Origin of the sequence: Bacillus sp. FSL H8-0545 (assembly GCF_038006105.1) — a bacterium.
GTDB lineage: Bacteria > Bacillota > Bacilli > Bacillales > Bacillaceae_G > Bacillus_A > Bacillus_A cereus_U.
Genome location: NZ_JBBOUO010000001.1, coordinates 3,518,867 through 3,540,479, shown reverse-complemented (window position 1 = coordinate 3,540,479; position 21,613 = coordinate 3,518,867). Strand labels below are relative to the sequence as shown.

The following is a 21,613-nucleotide window of genomic DNA, read 5'->3' as shown; positions in this document are numbered from 1 at the left end:
GAGTTACTCTTGTATTAAGTACATAAAGAGAATTTGTTTCATGAGGAGAGGTGAAAGATAGTGTTAGAAAGAATGTCATTTTTCGCGAAACTTTGTAAAGTTGATGAAAATCCAGAGGTAGGGATGTGGTTGCTTTATGGAACAATAATTTTATTAAGTGCACTTGTATATAATTTAGGATTTGCAAGGAAGCTATCGGTACTAAAAAATATAGTGATATATACATCTTTAGCAATTGGATGCACGGTATTAACTTTTTTTGCAGTTTTTTTACCCGTTGGAGAGGGGCTCGTTGTAGCGGCAATTGTACTTGGAATTTATAGACTGCGTTTACGTCAAGCTAAACAACAAAAAACAGGGTGAGAAAAGGAGGGGCTTTCATGCGCTCAGTACAAGATGCATTATATAATTGGTTAACAATTAAAACGGTTGCGGAAGCACGTCCAGATGATAGCGCTGCACAAGAAACGTATGTATTATTTCAAAATATGATATATGAAGAGCATAAATTACGAAATGTAGAAGTTGAAAAGAACGAGGAAATGTATTTGATTACATATGAAATTGATGGAGAAATAAGGTGTGCAAGATTTCCGGTAGAAGCCATTGATTGTTTTTTGGATCAGATGAATCGTGAACCAGAAAAATACAAATAAGTCCTTATCTATATGATTAAGGACTTATTTCCGGTTTACCAATCGTCTTCTACTTTTTTATCACGATATAATCGGAAATTACCACTCGCATGGCGTTCCATAGTACGCTCTGCAATTCGTTCCGTACATTCCATGCACATATATGTATGAATAGGGCGATTACGCAGTTTTTTTGCCATAGGATTTTCGTCATCTAACATATCTTTTTTATCACAAATCATACATTTGACTCTCATTTCGTCACCTCAATACGAATTCTATCAGTATAAGTATATCATGGAAGTATAATGTTTTTGAATAATAGCGGGAAAAAATAATATTTTCGCAATTCGAAAAATAGGTTATGATAAGGATATATAAATAATATTTGGAGGTGGAAATATGGCGAATGTAGTTGAGCCTACATTGACAGGTGATTTAGTACAATCTTTGCGTAAAGAGTGTATCGTTATGATAGCAACAATAGATTTCGAAAAACAAATTCCTAACGTAAGTGCTATTTCTTGGGTATATGCAGTGAGTGAAACTAGTATTCGATTTGCGGTAGATCAACGCTCACGTATTGTGGGGAATATACGGCATAGTGCAGGGGTTGTATTGACTATAATGGCGAATGAATCCGTATTTTCCATAAGTGGTGAAAGTAAAATTTTAACAGATAGAATGGAAGGGATTCCTCTAAAATTAACGGTAGTAGAAGTGAATGTACAAGAAGTTCGTGATGTTATGTTTTATGGTGCGAAACTTGCTACTGAACCAACATATGAAAAAACATATGATCTTCGAGCTGCTAAAAAGCTTGATAATCAAGTATTAGTAGGAATGAAAGAATTATAAAGAAGATGAATAGGAACATCGTTCATAAACTTTTATAAGTGAGTATTGTGATTTAATGTGAAAAATTATAATAAAAAGTAATATATTGAATAGAAATGAATAAAAAATAAAGAAAAGGTTTAATTTCTATGAATTTCGATTCTACCTCGTTTTTACGGTACATATAATTATAACAATGGTTCGTCCATATTTTATGGATGAAACCCTTGTTCTACAAATTTAAAAGTGGAGTCAGGGGGTAACAGGTTGGATAAAATTTATGTGTTAGATACGAATGTACTTTTGCAGGATCCTTTATCTATTTTTTCATTTGCAACAAATGAAGTAGTGATTCCAGCAGTTGTATTAGAAGAGGTTGATTCGAAAAAACGTTATATGGATGAAGTAGGACGAAATGCTCGCTATGTATCTAAGTTAATCGACAAATTTCGCGAAATAGGAAAGCTGCATGAAAGTATTCCGTTAGAAAACGGCGGTACATTTCGTATTGAATTAAATCATCGCTCATTTGTTCAACTGCAAGATATTTTTGTAGAAAAAACAAATGATAATCGAATTTTAGCGGTAGCGAAAAACCTCTCTTTAGAAGAACAAGAAAAAGAGGATGGGAAATCAGTTATTTTAGTAAGTAAAGATGTACTCGTAAGGGTAAAAGCTGATGCGATCGGATTGCAGGCCGAAGATTATTTAAGTGACCGAGTAATCGAAGTGGAAAATATATATTCAGGATTTTTAGAAGGGTATATATCAAAAGAACAGTTAGATTATTTTTATGAAAAAGGTGAACTACCTTTATCTGAAATCGCAAATCATCCTTTTTATCCAAATCAGTTTGTTGTAATGAAAGATGCACTAGGGGGTTCTAGCTCTGCACTTGGGATTGTGGATCATTTAGGTAAGAAGGTAAAAAAACTTATTTTTCACAATGAGCAAGTGTGGGGGATACGCCCACGAAACGTGCAGCAAATTATGGGGTTGGAATTGCTACTTCGGGAAGATATTCCACTTGTAACGTTAACAGGGAAAGCCGGTACAGGAAAAACGTTACTTGCATTAGCTTCGGGACTAATGCAAACGGAAGATTTAGGGTTATATAAAAAACTACTTGTCGCGAGACCAATTGTACCGGTAGGAAAAGATATAGGCTATTTACCAGGAGAGAAAGAGGAAAAATTAAGACCGTGGATGCAGCCGATTTTTGATAATCTAGAGTATTTATTCAATACGAAAAAGCCTGGGGAGCTAGATGCTATTTTAGCTGGAATGGGTTCGATTGAAGTAGAAGCGCTTACCTATATACGCGGGAGAAGTATTCCAGATCAGTTTATTATTATTGACGAGGCACAAAATTTAACGAAGCATGAAGTGAAGACGATATTAACAAGGGTAGGCGAAAAAAGTAAGATTGTATTAATGGGGGATCCTCAGCAAATTGATCACCCGTATTTAGATGAATATAATAATGGTTTAACATACGTTGTAGAGAAGTTTAAAGAACAACGTATTAGTGGTCATGTAAAGTTTGTTAAAGGAGAGCGTTCTAATTTAGCACAACTAGCAGCGGATTTATTATAAAAAGGAGTGAGCCTAAGCTCACTCCTTTTTTTTCTTTTAATTATACAATTTAAATGATTGTAAATTTACGGATGTTACGAATCGGGTTTTGTCTATTAGATCCATCATGGAAATATAGATGAACAGGCCCGTCTTCTCGTAATGGTTTACCTTCTTTTGAAAAACCGAGAATAGCTTTATGGGCTGTTTCTAACGGAAGTGTAATTGTATTGTCTGTGGTTTCAATTTCGACTTGAGTAGCATCTTCTAAAATTTCAGCATTTTTAAGAAATGGATGAAGTGGTATGCCAAATGTCCCGTTAATAAGCTGTTCTTTTTTATATTTCTTTACACTTTGTTGTATTGGCGGGAAGGCAGCACCATCACGGATTTCGCGATCCCAATGCTCTGAAGTATGTTTTAAGTATGTTTCTAATTCGGATGATTCTTCTCTAGTTTCATCAAAGTAAGTTGTCAAATCTATTTTTCGATCATCGAAAATCCATACAGTTGGATCGATAGTGATTGGAAAACGAACTTTTCCATTAATAAATAAAATTTCGCTCATTGTTGTTCCCCCATTTGTGTTATACTCCCACTTTTCAGTATAATAGTATTAGGCACTGTTGTCACAAAAAATGTTTCTATTGCAATTTATTAAAACTATCGCTAATATTAATAGATATGAGAGAGTAGGACGGAAACGGAGGGAATCAATTTGGCGTCTGAGACAGTATCAAATCATCAGGAAAAGGCACTAGCCCTTCTACAAGCGGATGCAGAGAAGATTTTAAGACTTATTAAGGTACAAATGGACAATCTTACAATGCCGCAATGTCCATTATATGAAGAAGTATTAGACACACAAATGTTTGGACTATCCCGCGAGGTCGATTTTGCGGTTCGCCTTGGTCTTATTGCAGAAGAACAAGGGAAAGCCATGTTAGGAGAGCTCGAACGTGAGTTGTCTGCACTTCATGAAGCATTTACAAACAAACAACAATAACGGGTTCAAATAAGGGGGCTCAAACTGAAATAGTTTGGGCTTTTTATTTGTATAATAAAGAAGGAAGAACCTATATACATATGGAATACAACAATAATTAAATTGAAACAGAAAGAGGAAATGAAATGAAAAAAGTATGGAAATCGATGGATTATTCATTATTACTTCCTCTTGTTATCTTATGTGTGCTGGGAGTAATAATGGTATATAGTTCTAGTTCCATTGTTGCGATTTCGAAGCATAACTGGCCAGCAAATTACTTTTTTAAAAAACAATTAATTGCTTTAGCTATTGGAACGATAATGTTAGCGATTATCGTTGCTATTCCTTATAAGTTGTGGAGAAAGCGAATAGTTTTGATCGCAATGGGAATAGGGAGTATTGGTCTATTATCAGCAGCCTTGATTTTCGGTAAGGACGTAAATGGTGCAAAAGGATGGATATTAGGTATACAACCAGCTGAGTTTGTGAAAATAACGGTTATTATTACGTTAGCAAACTTTTTTGCTAAGAAACAAGAAACGCAAACAGCTTTTGTACAAGGGATAATTCCTCCTCTAGCTGTTGTTGGTGGAGCGATGGGATTAATTTTACTTCAAAATGACTTAGGTACCGATTTGTTAATTGCGGGAACGGTAGGAATTATGTTTCTTTGTTCGGGAGTCCGGATTAACTTATGGATTAAACGAATTGTTTTAACTTCTATAGTGTGGATTCCGGCACTATATTTTCTCGGAAATTATGCATTAAGCCCATATCAAAAGGCACGTTTTTCAGTTTTTCTTGATCCATTTAGCGATCCGCAAAAGGATGGATTCCAATTAATAAATTCATTTATTGGAATTGCTTCAGGAGAGCTAAACGGTAGAGGGTTAGGGAACAGTGTCCAAAAATATGGCTACTTACCAGAACCGCAAACAGATTTTATTATGGCAATTATATCTGAAGAGCTAGGTTTTATTGGTGTAGCTGTTATTTTGATTTGCTTGTTACTCATTATTATTCGTTCATTTAGAATTGCACAAAAGTGTAAAGATCCGTTTGGAAGTTTAATAGCTATCGGAATTGCAAGCTTGCTTGGAGTTCAAACTTTTATAAATGTCGGTGGTATGTCGGGGTTAATACCGCTTACAGGGGTACCGTTACCGTTTGTTAGTTACGGTGGGAGTTCCTTATTAGCTAATCTACTTGCAATGGGCATATTATTAAATATTGCTAGTCAAGTCAAACGACAAGAGAAACAACAAAATGAAATGACTAAAGAAATAGAACAAGGTGGACCACATCTTGTTGTTGTAAAATAAAAAACACATTGAGCTCTAGAGTTCAATGTGTTTTTTATTTTGTTAGGTTTCAAATGTGATATAATATTGATTCTTTTAAAATAAAAAGTATATTACATTTAAGTGAATGTGATATACAATAGTGTTGTTAGAAAAGGAAGAGGTATGCTATACTATTTTTGTGAAACAAATTGATCAGAAAACTTATCATTTGTTGAAAAATAAGGTATGATGGATAAAAATAAAGTGAAGCTTTCTAAGTATAATATAATGTAGAAAGTGAAGAACTTCACGCTCTTTAGAGTGTGTATGTATTTTATCTCTAGAGTGGTAAGAAAATAGAGGGGGAAAATCATGACAAAGCTGCAACGTATTCAAAAAGTATTGGTAGCTAACCGTGGAGAGATAGCAATTCGTGTGTTCCGAGCATGTTCAGAACTTGGATTAAACACAGTTGCGATCTATTCTAAAGAGGATAGCGGTTCTTATCATCGCTATAAAGCCGATGAGTCCTATTTAGTTGGGGAAGGGAAAAAGCCAATTGATGCTTATCTAGATATTGAAGGCATTATTGAGATTGCGAAAAGTAATCATGTAGATGCAATCCACCCTGGATATGGTTTCTTGTCAGAAAATATTCAATTTGCAAAACGTTGTGAAGAAGAAGGGATTATCTTTATCGGTCCAAAAAGTAAGCATTTAGACATGTTTGGAGATAAAGTTAAAGCAAGAACACAAGCGCAGCTAGCACAAATTCCAATTATTCCTGGTAGTGATGGTCCAGTAGATTCAATAGAAGAAGTTAAAGAATTTGCTGAAAAGTATGATTACCCGATTATTATTAAAGCATCCCTTGGTGGCGGCGGTCGCGGTATGCGTATTGTACGTGCTAGTGAAGAATTAAGAGAATCGTATAATCGCGCGAAATCAGAAGCAAAAGCAGCCTTTGGTAATGATGAAGTGTACGTTGAAAAATTCGTTGAAAAACCTAAACATATAGAAGTACAAATTTTAGCAGATGAAGAAGGTAATGTTGTACATTTATATGAGCGTGATTGCTCTGTACAACGACGCCATCAAAAAGTAGTTGAAATTGCACCGAGCGTGTCGCTTTCAGATGATTTGCGCCAGCGTATTTGTGATGCTGCAGTAAAGTTAACGAAAAATGTAAATTATTTAAATGCTGGAACAGTTGAATTCCTAGTGAAAGATGATGAATTTTACTTTATTGAAGTAAACCCACGTGTTCAAGTAGAACATACAATTACAGAAATGATTACAGGAATCGATATTGTTCAATCACAAATTTTAATTGCAGATGGACATGCTTTACATAGCAAGATGGTAAGTGTGCCGAAACAAGAAGAGATTATTGTGCATGGTTATGCAATTCAATCTCGTGTAACGACAGAAGACCCACTTAATAACTTTATGCCTGATACAGGGAAGATTATGGCGTATCGATCAGGCGGTGGCTTTGGTGTGCGTCTTGACACAGGTAATAGTTTCCAAGGTGCAGTTATTACACCGTACTATGACTCTTTACTTGTAAAAGTTACAACTTGGGCGCTTACTTTTGAACAAGCTGCTGCAAAAATGGAACGTAATTTAAAAGAATTCCGTATTCGTGGCATTAAAACAAATATTCCATTCTTAGAGAATGTAGTAAAACATAGAAACTTCTTATCGGGAGAGTATGATACTTCGTTTATTGACGCGTCACCTGAACTGTTCTTGTTCCCGAAACGTAAAGACCGCGGAACGAAAATGTTAAATTACATTGGTACAGTAACAGTAAATGGTTTCCCAGGAGTAGGGAAAAAAGAGAAACCAATTTTCCCGGATGCTCGTATACCGAATGTACTACACTCAGAGCCAATCCAAAATGGAACGAAACAAATTTTAGATGAACGTGGAGCGGATGGATTAGTAAAGTGGGTACAAGATCAAAAGCGTGTACTTTTAACGGATACAACATTCCGTGATGGGCATCAGTCATTACTTGCAACACGTATTCGTACAAAAGATTTACATCACATTGCAGAACCGACAGCGAGAATGTTACCAAACTTATTCTCAGCGGAAATGTGGGGCGGTGCAACGTTTGATGTTGCGTATCGCTTCTTAAAAGAAGATCCGTGGGAACGATTACTAGATCTTCGTGAAAAAATGCCGAATGTTTTATTCCAAATGTTACTTCGTTCTTCAAACGCAGTTGGATACAAAAACTATCCAGATAATTTAATTCAAAAATTTGTAGAATGTTCCGCGCAAGCTGGAATTGATGTGTTCCGTATTTTTGATAGCTTAAACTGGGTAGAAGGTATGAGAGTTGCAATTGATGCTGTACGAGATACTGGTAAAATTGCAGAAGCAACAATGTGTTACACAGGAGACATTCATGATCCGTTACGCAGTAAATATGATTTAAATTATTATAAAAATTTAGCAAAAGAGTTGGAAGCATCAGGAGCTCATATTTTAGGGATTAAAGATATGGCGGGCTTATTAAAGCCAAACGCAGCATATGATTTAGTTTCAGCACTAAAAGAGACGGTGTCGATTCCAATTCACCTGCATACACATGATACGAGCGGAAATGGTATTTTAACGTATACGAAGGCAATTGAAGCAGGCGTTGATATTGTCGATGTAGCGGTGAGTTCTATGGCTGGTCAAACGTCACAACCGAGTGCGAATACACTATACTATGCGTTAGGCGGAAACGCAAGACAACCAGATGTTAATATAGACTCATTAGAAAAACTATCTCATTATTGGGAAGATGTACGTAAATATTATGCACCATTTGAAAGTGGTATGAACGCTCCTCACACAGAGGTATATATGCACGAAATGCCAGGTGGACAATATAGTAATCTTCAACAACAAGCGAAGGCGGTTGGTTTAGGAGATCGCTTTGATGAAGTTAAAGTGATGTACCGTCGTGTTAATGATATGTTTGGAGATATTGTAAAAGTAACACCATCATCTAAAGTTGTCGGTGATATGGCATTATTTATGGTTCAAAACCATCTGACAGAACAAGATATTTTAGAGCGTGGAGATTCTATGGACTTCCCAGGATCTGTTGTTGAAATGTTCTCTGGAGATTTAGGTCAACCATATGGTGGTTTCCCGAAAGAATTACAAAATATTATTTTAAAAGGGAAAGAGCCGTTGACAGTAAGACCAGGTGAATTATTAGAGCCAGTAGATTTTGACGCTTTAAAAGAAGAGTTATTCCACAAACTTGGACGCGAAGTAACAATTTTTGATGTAGTCGCATATGCATTGTATCCAAAAGTGTTTATGGACTACGAAAAAGTTGTTGGACTTTATGGAAATGTATCTGTGCTTGATACACCTACTTTCTTCTATGGAATGAGACTTGGTGAAGAAATTGATGTAGAAATCGAACAAGGTAAAACATTGATGGTTAAACTAGTTTCCATTGGAGAACCGCAGCCAGATGGAAATCGTGTGCTTTACTTGGAATTTAATGGACAACCGCGTGAAATCGTAGTGAAAGATGAAAGCGTGAAATCAACTGTTGCACAGCGTGTGAAGGGGAATCGTGAAAATCCAAATCATATTAGCGCAACGATGCCGGGAACTGCTATTAAAGTAGTTGTAAAAGAAGGCGATGAAGTGAAAAAAGGTGATTCCATGGCAATTACAGAAGCGATGAAAATGGAAACGACGGTTCAAGCGCCATTCAGTGGTAAAGTGAAAAAAGTATATGTAAATGATGGGGATGCAATTCAAACGGGAGATTTACTCATTGAATTAGATCATTAAAATAAAGAAAAAGAGCTGTGCGAAAGCAGCTCTTTTTTGTGTGTAAATAATACCTTGCCGAATTGGCAAGGTATTAAAGTTTTACTTTATTTTGTTTTGCTTTGCTTAGAAGTTGATTCAGTTTCTTTTGCATTGACTGTACTTCTTGTACCTATCATAACTAAATAGCATAGTACAGCAAACAGGCAAGAAATGAAGAGTGAATGTAATAATGCCATTGCTAAACTAGCATTTGTAAATACGACTAAAATCCCTACTATAGCTTGAAGTGTAACAAGGATAAATGAAATAATCCATCCCCAGTATACTACACGCTGCTGCTTGTAATGACGAATAGCTATAAACATTGCGTATAGTATCCAAACGAATATTAACATAGCTGCAACTCTATGCCCCATTTGGACCCACTCATGTAGTTGAGTTGGCATAGGTCTGTTTTTACTACATAAAGGGAAGTCTGGACAGGCTAAGGTAGCTCGTTCGTGACGTACTAAAGCTCCTGTGTAGACAACAATATAACTGTAAATTGTTACACCATAAATATGAAATTTCATTTTTTTGTCCATAATAAGTGAACGTGCATCAAATTTCTGATCAATTTCAAAAATAAGACACGTTAACAAGATGACAGAAGCAAATGAAATTAAGGAAATACCGAAGTGAATAGCTAATACTGCAGGCATTTGTCCCCAAACAACTGCTGCCGCCCCCATTAATGCTTGTGCAACTAAAAATACGAAGGATAAAATTGCTAACGTTTTTGTTTCGCGCACATGTTTATAATATTTCCAGGACAAGATACAAAGAAGAGTAACAAGGATTCCTGCTGATCCCGATGTTAAGCGGTGACTTAGCTCAATAATAGTTTCCATTGATAAATTAGATGGAAACCATTCACCGTTACAAAGTGGCCATGATTTGCCGCATCCTTGGCCTGAACCTGTTTTTGTAACTAAAGCGCCTCCTAGTAAAACTACTAATAAATCGAGACTTGTAATGACTGCTAACCATTTAATAAAGCGTTGCAATCTCTTTCACCATCTTTCTGCTATGAAGTTATTGCGAAATATTTTCATTCCATTATGTATAGAATAAAACGTGCTACAGTCCTATGATATATAAAAAATAATAAAATAGCAAAGAAATGGAGGGCGAGGACAACCTACGCAGTATAAAGAAAAAAATGGGATTTTAAATACATATTTTAGGTGAAATTCAGGCTGTTTTGAAAAGAAATGGGGAGAATACATGCTAAATATGACAAAATAGTTTATTATAGAAGATAACATCATGTTATGATAAGGATAAATTGGAATAAAGTTTTTTAATGTTCGACACAAAAAGTTCATGTTTTCTTCACAAAATGTTCGGGAAATGTGATTTAATATATTGGAGTATGGGCGTAGATTAGTAGTAGAATGGGTTAACAATATTTCTACTGTAATAATATTGCTGTATAGAAGCGAAATATTTCACATGAAATATGTGCTTAGAAAGATGATAGGTTTAAGAGGGGGTTAAAGTGATGAACCATGCAACAAGTGAGCTGCATGATGAGTCAGCTGTTTCAAGTGTACCGGAAACAACTCGGTTACAAGATTTATCAGCGCTCGTTAAAATGGGGATTGTAAACTCAAATACACTTACTGTATTTACAGGATTTTGGTTGGCTTTACATTTTAATGGATTGAGTGTTATGGACAATCTAGATAAGCTATTTTTCACAATCGTTGGTTCTGCATTAATTATGGCTGGGGTATGTTGTTTAAATAACTACATTGACCGAGATATCGATCCATTAATGGAAAGAACAAAAAACCGTCCAACGGTAACAGGTAAATATAAACCTGGCTTTGCACTTGCATTTGGACTTGTAATTTTACTTCTTGGCTTTGCATTTTTATTACTTACTACACCGATGGCAGTGTTAATCTCATTTATTGGTGCCTTCACGTATGTTGTTTTATATACGTTATGGACGAAGAGAAAATATACGTTAAATACTGTTGTAGGTAGTATATCAGGAGCAGTTCCACCTTTAATTGGATGGGCGGCAATTGATCCGTCTTTAAATCATCCAATTGCTTGGATGTTATTTTTAATTATGTTTATTTGGCAAATCCCACATTTCCTCGCATTAGCGATGAAGCGTGTTGATGAATATCGAAATGCAGGAATCCCAATGCTTCCTGTTGTACAGGGATTTGATATTACGAAACGTCAGATTATGATTTGGACAGTATGTTTATTACCACTACCATTTTATATGAGTGGGCTTGGAATAACATTCATGGTAATTGCAACATTGCTTAACATCGGATGGATCGCATTAGGGTTTTATGGCTTCCGTAAGCAAGATGACATCAAGTGGTCCGTAAAAATGTTTGTTTATTCCCTGAATTACTTAACAATCTTATTTGTGTCAATGATTGTAGTTACATTCTTCTAAGACAACGACATAATTGGATTTCTTTACGTTGAGATTTACTTTACTTAACTATAAAGTACAATCTAATTCACAAAGAAAGTGGGGGTTGTTTGTATGAAGAAACAGTGGCGACTGCTTTCGTTCGTTTCACTGCTGGCTTTACTGTTAGGGGGATGCGGTAAAGCTTTTCAGTCTACTTTAATTCCGCAAGGGGAAGTAGCAAAAATGCAATATGATTTGCTCTTGCTAGCGAGTGCAATCATGGTAGGAGTAGTACTTGTAGTTACTATTATTTTCTTATATGTAATTGTGCGTTTCCGACAAAAAAAGGGTGAGGAAGATTATATTCCAGAGCAAGTTGAAGGAAATCACAAACTAGAAATTATATGGACAGTTATTCCGATTATTCTTTTGTTAATCTTGGCTGTTCCGACTGTTACATATACATTCAAGCTTGCTGATGTAAGTGCGATGGAGAAAAAGAATATTGATAAAGATACTATCGTTGTTGATGTAACAGCGAATCTTTATTGGTGGGAATTTTCTTATAAATCAGAAAAAATAGTAACTTCTCAAGATTTAGTTATCCCCACAGGTAAGAAAGTGTATTTGAATTTGAAGGGTGCCGATATTAAACATTCGTTTTGGGTTCCATCTTTAGCTGGGAAAATGGATACAAATACAGATAATGTAAACAAAATGTGGTTAAAGGCAGATAAATCGGGCACTTATAATGGTTTTTGCACAGAATTTTGTGGCCCATCACATTCTTTAATGCAGTTCAAAGTGAAAGCTCTGGATGAAAGCGAGTACAAAAAATGGCTTGCTGACATGAAGAAGATTGATGGGAAAAAAGAAGTAGCTTCTACAAAGGCGCAAGAAGGTCAAGAAATATTTAATAAAAGCTGTATTGGTTGTCATGCAGTTGGATCAAATGATAGTAGACCACCTTCTGCTCGTATCGCACCGAACTTAGCAAACTTTGCAGATCGCGATATGGTTGCTGGTATTGCCGAAAATAATGAAGAGAACTTAAAAAAATGGCTCAAAGATCCTGAAAATATGAAACCAGGTAATAAAATGACTGGTAAATATGGCAACTTAACGGATGATCAAATTAATGCATTAAATGCATATTTACAAACGTTAAAGATTGAAAAGTAAAGAGGGATCATTTGCGAAGGGGAGGTTGAAAACGTGAGTTCTGTAGCAAAAAAACAGGGGATGGGTGCTGTCATATGGGATTATTTAACGACAGTAGACCATAAAAAGATTGCCATTCTCTATTTAATTGCAGGTGGATTGTTTTTTGTAATAGGTGGAATAGAAGCACTATTTATTCGCCTGCAGTTAGCGATTCCTAACAATGCTTTTCTTGTTGGGGATGCTTATAATCAAGTATTAACGATGCACGGTACAACAATGATTTTCCTCGCAGCTATGCCACTCGTGTTTGCATTTATGAACGCCGCTGTACCACTTCAAATTGGAGCACGTGATGTGGCGTTCCCGTTTTTGAATTCGCTCGGATTTTGGTTATTTTTCTTTGGTGGATTATTTTTAAATTTAAGTTGGTTTTTAGGAGGAGCGCCTGATGCAGGGTGGACATCGTATGCATCTTTAGCTTTAGCCTCTAAAGGACATGGTGTTGATTTTTATGTACTCGGCTTGCAAATATCAGGTATTGGTACATTAATTGGAGGTATTAACTTCCTTGTTACAATTATTAATATGCGCGCGCCAGGGATGACTTACATGCGCATGCCGATGTTTACATGGACAACATTTGTAACGTCTTCACTTATTTTATTTGCATTTCCACCATTAACTGTAGGATTAGGACTTTTAATGTTAGATCGTTTATTTGGCACAAGTTTCTTTAATCCGGCACTAGGTGGGAACACGATTATATGGGAGCATTTATTCTGGATCTTCGGTCATCCGGAAGTATACATTCTTATACTCCCAGCTTTCGGAATATTCTCAGAAATCTTCGCCACATTTTCGAAAAAACGATTATTCGGTTATTCCTCGATGGTGTTCGCGACAGTATTAATAGGGTTTTTAGGATTTATGGTATGGGCGCATCATATGTTCACTGTTGGTCTTGGGCCTGTTGCAAATGCTATCTTCTCAGTTGCAACAATGGCGATTGCAGTTCCGACGGGTATTAAAATATTTAACTGGCTCTTTACAATGTGGGGTGGAAGTATTAGGTTTACAACACCAATGATGTGGGCGGTAGCTTTTATTCCATCCTTCGTTATGGGTGGAGTTACGGGCGTTATGCTTGCTTCTGCACCAGCTGATTATCAGTTTCATGATAATTATTTCGTAGTAGCACACTTTCATTATGTAATTGTTGGCGGTGTTGTATTTGGTTTACTTGCAGGTGCGCATTATTATTGGCCACTTATGTTTAATAAAGTATTAAATGAAACGTTAGGAAAGATAACATTTTGGTTATTCTTTATCGGTTTCCATTTAACGTTCTTTATTCAGCATTTCCTGGGTCTAATCGGTATGCCGCGTCGTTACTACACATATCTAGAGGGGCAAGGATTGGAAATGGGGAATATGATTAGTTCTATTGGGGCAGTGTTTATGGCTCTTGGAACGATTGTTCTTTTATTCAATGTAATAAAAACAACGGTATCAAAAGAGAAGGCTGGTCGTGATCCATGGGATGCGCGTACGTTAGAGTGGACAATGCCAGCACCTACACCGGAATATAATTTCAAACAGTTACCATTTGTTCGCGGATTAGATCCGTTTTGGATTGAAAAACGTGAGGGTAATAAAGAGATGACAGCAGCGGAACCGGTCGGTGATATTCATATGCCAAATTCTTCATTTTCACCATTTATTATTTCTCTAGGTTTATTTATAGCTGCTTTTGGTGCGATGTATATGCAGGGTGGCAAAGATAAATTTTGGTTATTAGTAGCAATTATCGGTTTAATCATTACATTTGGTACAATGTTCCTTCGTTCAGTAATTGATGATCATGGATATCATATTCATAAGGAAGATTTAGATGATAAGGGGGGCAAGGCGTAATGCATGTAGATGAGAAATTAACGAATGAAACATTTCCAGCAGAGCCTGAAAAAGCAACCCTTGAGGGAAAAAATAAGTTTGTTGGTTTTTGGTTATTTCTTGGAGGCGAAACAGTGTTGTTCGCTTCCTTATTTGGCACATATTTAGCATTAAAGAACTCTACAAATGGTGGACCAACATCTCAAGAGATGTTTCAAATGCCGCTCGTTTTCATTATGACGATGCTGTTGTTAACAAGTAGTTTAACGAGTGTATACGCAATGTATCATATGAAAAATTTCAACTTTAAGAAAATGCAACTTTGGTTACTTGTAACAGTGTTGCTTGGCTTAGGATTTTTGGGGTTTGAAATATATGAGTTTTATCATTATACGCATGAATTTAAGCATACTATGAGAAGTAGTGCATTTGGTTCTGCATTTTATGCTCTTGTTGGTACACACGGGCTCCACGTGTTGTTTGGATTATGTTGGATTTTAACATTAATCTTTAGAAACGCGAAGAGAGGTTTAAATTTATACAACGCACCAAAGTTTTATGTTGCATCAATTTATTGGCACTTTATTGACGTAGTTTGGGTGTTTATTTTCACTGTAGTATATTTGATGGGAATGGTGGGATAAACAATGGCGGTTAAGCAAACGAATAATCCTAAGGTGGATCTTGTTTATCGGAAGAGAAAAAGTGCAGAGGAAATGAAGCACCAAGTTGTTACATTTTCACTAATGATTTTTTTAACATTAGTTGCATTTGCAGCGGTGGCATATCCGAAAACATTTAGCCCGATTTTTTCGGTTCCATTTATATTATTGTTAGCAGTCATTCAAGTTATATTTCAGTTATATTATTTCATGCATATGAGTCATAAAGGGCATGAAGCGGCGAGTTTCTTCTTGTACTCTGGATTGTTAATTGGTTTATTAACAATATTAGCCTTTATGACAATTGTGTGGATTTAAACAGTGATAGTAGGGGGCTCTGATTTATCATAGCCCTCTTTTTATATGAAATATAAGGATTTTGAAAAGGTAGGTGTGGAAATGGAAAACTTATGGGTATTTGGTTTTCAAGCTTTATGGAGTCCAATTTTTTTATTATTTATGATCTCGATTCTTATTAGTTATTTTTTAATTATTGGACCATATAGAACGCGATTTGAAAATGCGACGAAGGTAAGTAAGAAGCAAATTTTTTATTTTACGACCGGGATTGTTCTTTTGTATTTTGTAAAGGGAGGACCTATTGATTTAATTGGTCATATTATATTTAGTGCACATATGTTTGAGATGGCAGTAATGTATATTGCGGTGCCGCCGTTATTACTGCTTGGTATACCAGTTTGGTTATATCGTTATATTACTTCTTTTAAGTTCATTCAAATTGTGATAAAGTTTTTTGCTAAGCCGCTTATTGCGTTGTTTGTATTTAATGGCCTGTTTTCCTTTTATCATTTGCCAATTGTTTTTGATGCAGTAAAACAAAGTCAAATAGCGCATCCGATTTGCCTTGCTATATTGTTTTTTGCAGCAATGATGATGTGGTGGCCGATGTTAAATCCGCTGCCAGAATATCAAACTTTAAGTGATATTAAGAAGCTTGGTTATATGTTTGCTAATGGTATGTTATTAACGCCAGCTTGTGCGTTAATAATTTTTGCGACTGCACCATTATTTGCAACATATACAGATCCGGCCGCTTGGATGAAGGCAATGGAACTCTGTGTACCGGCGGGTACTTTATCAGATTTAAATATAACTGGACCAGAATTTTTACATTGGATGCCGGTAGTACAAGACCAGCAAACAGGTGGTATCATTATGAAAATTGTCCAGGAAATAGTGTACGGTACGATTATCGGTTATGTGTTCTTTAACTGGGCACGTAGAGAGCGTGAAAAGGATAAAGAGCAGCTGCAAGAGTTACCTCCTTATTTGCAGACGAAATAAAAACTAGCGCATCGTGTTAATGCGCTAGTTTTTTTGTTATTCAATAATTTGAAATTCTTTCAACTCTTTTTCAATATTTTGTAGGAGTTGTTCGCTTTTTTGAAGTACATTCGTTGGGAAAATCTCATCATCTCCATATTCAACGCCATGAGGATAATAATGTTTTCCTAATAAGGGTGGCAATAGTTTTACTTGAGCGTGTCTGCCGCCGATGTCACCTTCAACAGCAAATCCTTGTACACGTAAATAATAAATATCCTTTAATATTTCAAATTTATAATCATATGTAACGCGTTCGTAATCCCATTGTCCAGCAAGTACAAAATGATTGTTTTCCATAATCTCAGTTAAAAGAGTTAAATCAACGACTGCATCATTAAAGTTTGTATTTGTAAATTGCATAGAATACCTCCTTCTTTTAATGTTAGTGCATTATTTTTATAATAGTATGAATAATAAGAAAGTGCAATTCATATTGCGAGAAAAGGGATATTCCAGACTTTTTTCGTGAAAATATGATATAGTGAAAAGAGTACGGTACACACAAAAAAGGAAAGAAAAGGATTTGTGTATATCTCGATTTTATGCTTTGTTCAGGAGGTATATCGTTTGAAGAAATTATTGCGTATCGTAATGATTACATTTTTAATTTTAGCTGTTGATTTATACGGGAAGTTACTCGTATCACAATATATATTAACCCCATCTCACTCTAAGCAAGAAAATAAAATTGTGAAAAAGAAGAAGCAAGTAAATGAAGAATCCACAGATACTGTTTTAAGTATGATTGGTGGGGACTCTGAGAATTTATTAGCGAAGTGGGGCGAACCGTCTCGAATAGAGCCGTCTGCTTATGGATATGAATGGTGGGTGTATAACCAAGATTTAGCTCAGTATGTTCAATTTGGAGTTGCTGAACGTAAAGTTGTAACGGCGTATGTTGCTGGTGAGCAAGTTAAGGTGGCTCCCTATTATATAAATGAAAAGTATGAAGAGGTATATAAAAAGAATCCACTTTCACATGAGATTTCATTAAAAAGAGGAAAGAATAGTTATCAATTTGAGTTATCTGATACGGAAGTAATGGAACAACCGCTAGTACCTGTAGAAGATGGATGGGCACAATTATACTTTGATCACTTTACACATGAGCTTGTTGGTCTTCGTTATATGGATGATGAAACGTTATTACGACAAAGACCATATCAACTTGTTTATTCAGGTGAATTAATAGCGGAACAGCCGCTGACGCCAGAAAAAATGAAGCAAGTTGAAAATGGGAATATGCAACAAATTCTCGATTTAACAAATGTTATTCGAAGTCGTCATCAATTACCGTTGTTAACATGGGACCAACAAGCTGCAGATGTTGCATTTGGCCATAGTAAAGATATGAAGGATAATAATTATTTTTCACACGATTCACCTACTTTTGGTACGTTAGGAGATCGTTTGCAACGTGGGCAAGTGGCTTTTCAACTTGCTGGTGAGAATATAGCGGCGCAACATAGTGATGGAATTGCGGCGGTACAAGGTTGGTTAAATAGTGAGGGTCACAGAAAGAATGTATTAAATGAACAATTTACTGGATTAGGTGTTGGGGTATATGATAAATTTTATACTCAAAACTTTATCCGAAAATAAAATGAAACTTTAATCAGTGGGAGTCTTACTGTCCACAAATAGGGAGATAAAAAGGTGCATGAATCGTCTAAAAATAGGCGAACCATGTGCCTTTTTTTTCTTACAATATAGTAGATATACATGAAGAGGTGAGGATTATGCCAACAACAAAAGGGCCGTTACATCCATCGGTTCAACAGTTTAAAGAGTTTGTAAACCATCACCCTAAAATGGTTCATGAGGTTAGAAGTGGTCAAAAAACTTGGCAGCAATTTTATGAAGAATGGTACTTACTTGGTGAAAAAGATCAAATATGGACAGCGTATAGACCTGATGGAGCACCTGCTTTTTCTTCGGTAAAAGAAAATAAAGAAGAAAAAGAAAGTCGAACAGAAGAGGAAAAAACTGCTGATGTGATGGGGCAAATGCTTTCTTTCTTTAAAAAGTTAGACGTAGAACAAATGCAACATCATTTAGCAAATGTAACGAGTGCGATTGGTAGCGTGCAACAAGTTATCCAACAATTTCAAGGGAACCGTGCGCAGCAAGAACAAAGTACTTCTGAAAATAATCCTTTTTTCTTTCAAAAGGATTAGGGGGAAAGAGGATGAGAGCAGAGCTTATGGAGTTTATAAAAGCTGATGAGGATTTAGCTCGCTATATTCGGGAACAGCCATACTGGTACCGGAAATTGACGCGTAACCCAGAAGAAAAAGAAGCTTTTGAGTTAGCTGCCATGCAGCATTTCAAAAAAACGATACCAGATAAAGTGGAAAAATTTCAAAATCAATTGGCGGTTGCTTCAATTATGATTGATATGTTCCAGTATATGAAGCAGCAAAATACGACGTAATTGGAAGGGAAAACTATGTCCGTTATGCAAAACTTTTGTTACAATAGAATCGCATTATTTAAAAAAGGAGTTGCAGCATGACGGAAATTTGTTTAGTACGACATGGACAAACTGATTGGAACTTTCAAGAGATTATTCAAGGGCGCGAAGATATTCCACTTAACGAAGTTGGGAAGAAGCAAGCGAGTCAAAGTGCAGCTGCCTTGCAAGCGGAATCGTGGGATATAATTATAAGTAGTCCGTTAATTAGAGCGCAAGAAACAGCTAAGGAAATTGCTGGGGCTATTGGATTACCATCTATTTTATTAGATGAGCGATTTATGGAACGAAATTTTGGGGAAGCTTCTGGGAAACCAGTTGCGGCCGTTAGAGAGTTAATTGCAGAAGGTAATGTAGAAGGAATGGAGCAGGATAAAGAAATTGTAGAGCGCTGTTTTACGGCTTTACAGGAGGTTGCAGCAGCACATGGAGATAAACGTATTATCATTGTTGCGCATTCACATGCAATAAAAGCTATTTTACACGCAATTGCACCAGATGAAATTACATTTAAAACGCCGTTAAAAAACGCATGTATTAGCTACGTGAAAGAGAATAGCGGGAAATGGGATGTTCTTAAATATAATATTGCGGAGCATATTAGTGTATAAGAGTGCAAGGGGATGGTATGAAAAGTAGTTAGTATCATATCTTTCTTTTAGGTGAGACACTTCAATTAGTAGTTCTGTTCCAAATGTGTTATGATGAATACTCGGAGGTGTCTCTCATGATTGTAGCGACGCTGGAAAGCGTATTGATTTTAGATAAGGCAGAGCAGCTTGCAAAAGCGATTATCTGTTCAGATATAGCAGAAGATTATCGTAAGTATTATAAGGATTTACAAGAAGATATAGAGGTCCAGACGCTAATTCAGCAATTTACAGTGATGAAAGAGCGATACGAAGAAGTGCAACGTTTTGGTAAATATCATCCTGATTATACTTTCGTTTCAACGAAAATGAGGGAATTAAAGCGTTCTGTAGATATGCATGATAAGGTTGCAGCCTTTAAAAGAGCAGAAACTGCTTTACAAAAGTTATTAGATGAAGTTAGTGTAGCAATAGGTTCTGAGGTGTCATCTTCCGTTAAAGTCCCAACAGGAAATCCGTTTTTTGATGCGGGTGGCTGTGGCGGTGGTTGTGGTACCGGAGGCGGTTGTGGTTGTAAAAAAACGGGGTAATTTACCCTGTTTTTTAGAATATAGAAGAAAACGTATACAGAGTTTGTCCTTTAATGTCATAAATTTTTGATTGGTTTTCATAAAATATAAGAATATAAGTTTTTAAAAGGAGAAGATGGAGAAGATTATGTTCGGGCAACGACAAAGTATGATTGTTTATTTACATTCATTGAAACATGCCAAGATTTTAAGGAAATATGGTAACATTCATTACATATCAAAACGTTTGAAATATGCCGTTGTATATTGTGATATGGAACAAATTGAGCATATGATGCAAAAATTGAATAAACTTCCTTTTGTGAAAAAAGTAGAACAGTCGTATCGCCCATTTTTAAAAACAGAATTCGAAAATTCGCGTCCTGATCGGGCAAAAGAATACGATTATAGCTAAGTGAAAAAATCCCCTGCTAAATTTAGCAGGGGATTTTTTTATTTGAAATAACGTGTTATTTCATTGGAGGAATGAAATTGTTCATTCGTAAAATACCAATTAGATGATTAAAAAATAGTTCTTTTTCAGGGAAAGTTGTTGATGGTTTTACAGTAAAGGGAGTAACTTTTTTCCCTATTTGTTCCGCCATTTCTTCAAATAAAACGACACGTTTACTTTTTTTATTTTCAAGTAAAGGAATGCCTTCACGACATATGTATAATGGTTGGAAATCACCAGTAGTTGTCGGTTTTAGTATTACAACAAGTGAACACATTTTTTTTTCGTTTTTTACAGTTTCGAATTGTAACATATGTGTTACACGTTCTGGGTTTGTTTTGGCAATTTCAAGTAATTCATATAAGTCAGAGTAGCCTTCTCCGAGTTCTATAAAGCGTTGAATCATATTTTTTCCTCCTCTTTCTTTTACTGTACCACCTCACTTTTTAAATGAAAAGTAGACAAATAAAAAAACCCTGCAAAGCAGGGCCCTTCTAATACTAGTATGTACTACTAGTAAGAAGGCAAAGGGAGAGGAGAAACCGGAGGAAGAACTTATGGGGAAACGTAAGTCTTCTCCGCGGTTGGCAACAACATCGAAGATGATGTTGTTATATTTATTTATGTCCAATCTGAATGAAGATATACATAATGAAATTAAAATTTATGTTAGGCTTTTTATTTTTCTTTTTTTTATTTTATGATAGGATAAAAAAGGTAAAGTGGAACTGATGTACATAAAGGGTTTTTGTTCGCAAATAGTGAGATGAATATGCAAGAAATAGCGAACGGTTATTTTAACTAAAGTTCTCTATAGGTTAAGTAACGAATTAGTGAAGAATTGTATGGTTTGGTAGCGGTTACTGACTTGAGATGGATTTACTGTAATCGCTCGATAGATTGAAATAAAGGTA

Annotated in this window: 24 protein-coding genes; 19 read left to right on the top strand and 5 right to left on the bottom strand. The window is 35.8% G+C overall.

Annotation, left to right across the window (positions count from 1 at the left end; translation table 11 throughout):
- Positions 1-60: 60 nt before the first annotated feature.
- On the top strand, positions 61-363 hold the full coding sequence (locus tag MHI07_RS18430; protein ID WP_002160683.1) for a YlaH-like family protein: 303 nt from the start codon (positions 61-63) through the stop codon (positions 361-363).
- Positions 364-380: 17 nt separating this feature from the next.
- Entirely contained in the window at positions 381-656 is a 276-nt protein-coding gene (locus MHI07_RS18425; protein ID WP_002146008.1) for a hypothetical protein, read from the top strand.
- Between the two features lie 35 nt (positions 657-691).
- Here the strand turns inward: MHI07_RS18425 and MHI07_RS18420 are convergent, their stop codons facing one another.
- Positions 692-892, bottom strand: a complete 201-nt coding sequence (locus MHI07_RS18420; protein ID WP_002111485.1) for a YlaI family protein — start codon at positions 890-892, stop codon at positions 692-694.
- A gap of 145 nt (positions 893-1,037) precedes the next feature.
- On the opposite strand from MHI07_RS18420, the gene MHI07_RS18415 reads away from it, so the two are divergent.
- Together MHI07_RS18415 and MHI07_RS18410 are read left to right on the top strand one after the other, a co-directional pair.
- A complete protein-coding gene (locus MHI07_RS18415) occupies positions 1,038-1,493 on the top strand; it encodes a pyridoxamine 5'-phosphate oxidase family protein (RefSeq protein ID WP_002160684.1) in 456 nt (151 codons plus the stop codon).
- Between the two features lie 246 nt (positions 1,494-1,739).
- Entirely contained in the window at positions 1,740-3,068 is a 1,329-nt protein-coding gene (locus MHI07_RS18410) for a PhoH family protein (RefSeq protein ID WP_002088317.1), read from the top strand.
- Positions 3,069-3,117: 49 nt separating this feature from the next.
- On the opposite strand, the gene MHI07_RS18405 is transcribed toward MHI07_RS18410, so the two are convergent.
- Positions 3,118-3,615 carry a hypothetical protein gene (locus MHI07_RS18405; RefSeq protein ID WP_078172903.1) on the bottom strand — a complete coding sequence of 166 codons (498 nt, stop codon included), beginning with the start codon at positions 3,613-3,615 and terminating at the stop codon, positions 3,118-3,120.
- 150 nt (positions 3,616-3,765) lie between these two features.
- Between MHI07_RS18405 and MHI07_RS18400 the strand changes: the two genes are divergently transcribed.
- The 3 genes from MHI07_RS18400 to pyc all read left to right on the top strand — a co-directional run bounded on the left by MHI07_RS18400 (position 3,766) and on the right by pyc (position 9,137).
- Positions 3,766-4,053, top strand: a complete 288-nt coding sequence (locus MHI07_RS18400) for a YlaN family protein (protein WP_000135698.1) — start codon at positions 3,766-3,768, stop codon at positions 4,051-4,053.
- A gap of 125 nt (positions 4,054-4,178) precedes the next feature.
- On the top strand, positions 4,179-5,357 hold the full coding sequence (gene ftsW / locus MHI07_RS18395) for a putative lipid II flippase FtsW (protein WP_078181627.1): 1,179 nt from the start codon (positions 4,179-4,181) through the stop codon (positions 5,355-5,357).
- A gap of 333 nt (positions 5,358-5,690) precedes the next feature.
- Entirely contained in the window at positions 5,691-9,137 is a 3,447-nt protein-coding gene (gene pyc, locus MHI07_RS18390; protein WP_215579496.1) for a pyruvate carboxylase, read from the top strand.
- A gap of 86 nt (positions 9,138-9,223) precedes the next feature.
- Here the strand turns inward: pyc and ctaA are convergent, their stop codons facing one another.
- Entirely contained in the window at positions 9,224-10,165 is a 942-nt protein-coding gene (ctaA, locus tag MHI07_RS18385; RefSeq protein ID WP_215579495.1) for a heme A synthase, read from the bottom strand.
- 497 nt (positions 10,166-10,662) lie between these two features.
- Between ctaA and ctaB the strand changes: the two genes are divergently transcribed.
- From ctaB to ctaG, 6 genes are all read left to right on the top strand, one after another.
- Positions 10,663-11,586 (top strand): protoheme IX farnesyltransferase, encoded by a 924-nt coding sequence (gene ctaB / locus MHI07_RS18380; RefSeq protein ID WP_002111479.1) that lies wholly within the window; start codon positions 10,663-10,665, stop codon positions 11,584-11,586.
- A gap of 93 nt (positions 11,587-11,679) precedes the next feature.
- On the top strand, positions 11,680-12,729 hold the full coding sequence (coxB, locus tag MHI07_RS18375) for a cytochrome c oxidase subunit II (protein ID WP_002088304.1): 1,050 nt from the start codon (positions 11,680-11,682) through the stop codon (positions 12,727-12,729).
- A 60-nt stretch (positions 12,730-12,789) separates the two neighbouring features.
- Positions 12,790-14,625 (top strand): cytochrome c oxidase subunit I, encoded by a 1,836-nt coding sequence (gene ctaD / locus MHI07_RS18370; protein ID WP_171903074.1) that lies wholly within the window; start codon positions 12,790-12,792, stop codon positions 14,623-14,625.
- A complete protein-coding gene (gene ctaE, locus MHI07_RS18365) occupies positions 14,625-15,248 on the top strand; it encodes a cytochrome c oxidase subunit III (RefSeq protein ID WP_000557861.1) in 624 nt (207 codons plus the stop codon). The genes ctaD and ctaE overlap by 1 nt, the downstream gene beginning before the upstream one ends.
- A 3-nt stretch (positions 15,249-15,251) precedes the next feature.
- Positions 15,252-15,584: a cytochrome c oxidase subunit IVB gene (gene ctaF, locus MHI07_RS18360; protein WP_002014776.1), complete on the top strand. Its 333-nt coding sequence runs from the start codon at positions 15,252-15,254 to the stop codon at positions 15,582-15,584.
- Positions 15,585-15,665: 81 nt separating this feature from the next.
- Positions 15,666-16,571, top strand: coding sequence for a cytochrome c oxidase assembly factor CtaG (gene ctaG / locus MHI07_RS18355; protein ID WP_002160689.1), 906 nt, complete (start codon positions 15,666-15,668; stop codon positions 16,569-16,571).
- 36 nt (positions 16,572-16,607) lie between these two features.
- Here the strand turns inward: ctaG and MHI07_RS18350 are convergent, their stop codons facing one another.
- A complete protein-coding gene (locus MHI07_RS18350) occupies positions 16,608-16,973 on the bottom strand; it encodes a YugN family protein (protein ID WP_002066906.1) in 366 nt (121 codons plus the stop codon).
- A gap of 207 nt (positions 16,974-17,180) precedes the next feature.
- Between MHI07_RS18350 and MHI07_RS18345 the strand changes: the two genes are divergently transcribed.
- The 6 genes from MHI07_RS18345 to MHI07_RS18320 all read left to right on the top strand — a co-directional run bounded on the left by MHI07_RS18345 (position 17,181) and on the right by MHI07_RS18320 (position 20,660).
- The gene (locus MHI07_RS18345; RefSeq protein ID WP_215579494.1) at positions 17,181-18,215 is read left to right on the top strand and encodes a CAP domain-containing protein; all 1,035 of its coding nucleotides are present in this window, start codon (positions 17,181-17,183) and stop codon (positions 18,213-18,215) included.
- A gap of 137 nt (positions 18,216-18,352) precedes the next feature.
- Positions 18,353-18,790 (top strand): YlbD family protein, encoded by a 438-nt coding sequence (locus MHI07_RS18340; protein WP_340825554.1) that lies wholly within the window; start codon positions 18,353-18,355, stop codon positions 18,788-18,790.
- An 11-nt stretch (positions 18,791-18,801) separates the two neighbouring features.
- Positions 18,802-19,047, top strand: coding sequence for a YlbE-like family protein (locus MHI07_RS18335; protein ID WP_002014770.1), 246 nt, complete (start codon positions 18,802-18,804; stop codon positions 19,045-19,047).
- 77 nt (positions 19,048-19,124) lie between these two features.
- On the top strand, positions 19,125-19,697 hold the full coding sequence (locus MHI07_RS18330; RefSeq protein WP_215579490.1) for a histidine phosphatase family protein: 573 nt from the start codon (positions 19,125-19,127) through the stop codon (positions 19,695-19,697).
- Positions 19,698-19,813: 116 nt separating this feature from the next.
- Positions 19,814-20,266: a YlbF family regulator gene (locus tag MHI07_RS18325; protein WP_002111468.1), complete on the top strand. Its 453-nt coding sequence runs from the start codon at positions 19,814-19,816 to the stop codon at positions 20,264-20,266.
- A gap of 127 nt (positions 20,267-20,393) precedes the next feature.
- Positions 20,394-20,660, top strand: a complete 267-nt coding sequence (locus MHI07_RS18320) for a YlbG family protein (RefSeq protein WP_002088292.1) — start codon at positions 20,394-20,396, stop codon at positions 20,658-20,660.
- 55 nt (positions 20,661-20,715) lie between these two features.
- Here the strand turns inward: MHI07_RS18320 and MHI07_RS18315 are convergent, their stop codons facing one another.
- Entirely contained in the window at positions 20,716-21,105 is a 390-nt protein-coding gene (locus MHI07_RS18315; protein WP_002199503.1) for a DUF7147 family protein, read from the bottom strand.
- Positions 21,106-21,613 lie beyond the last annotated feature (508 nt).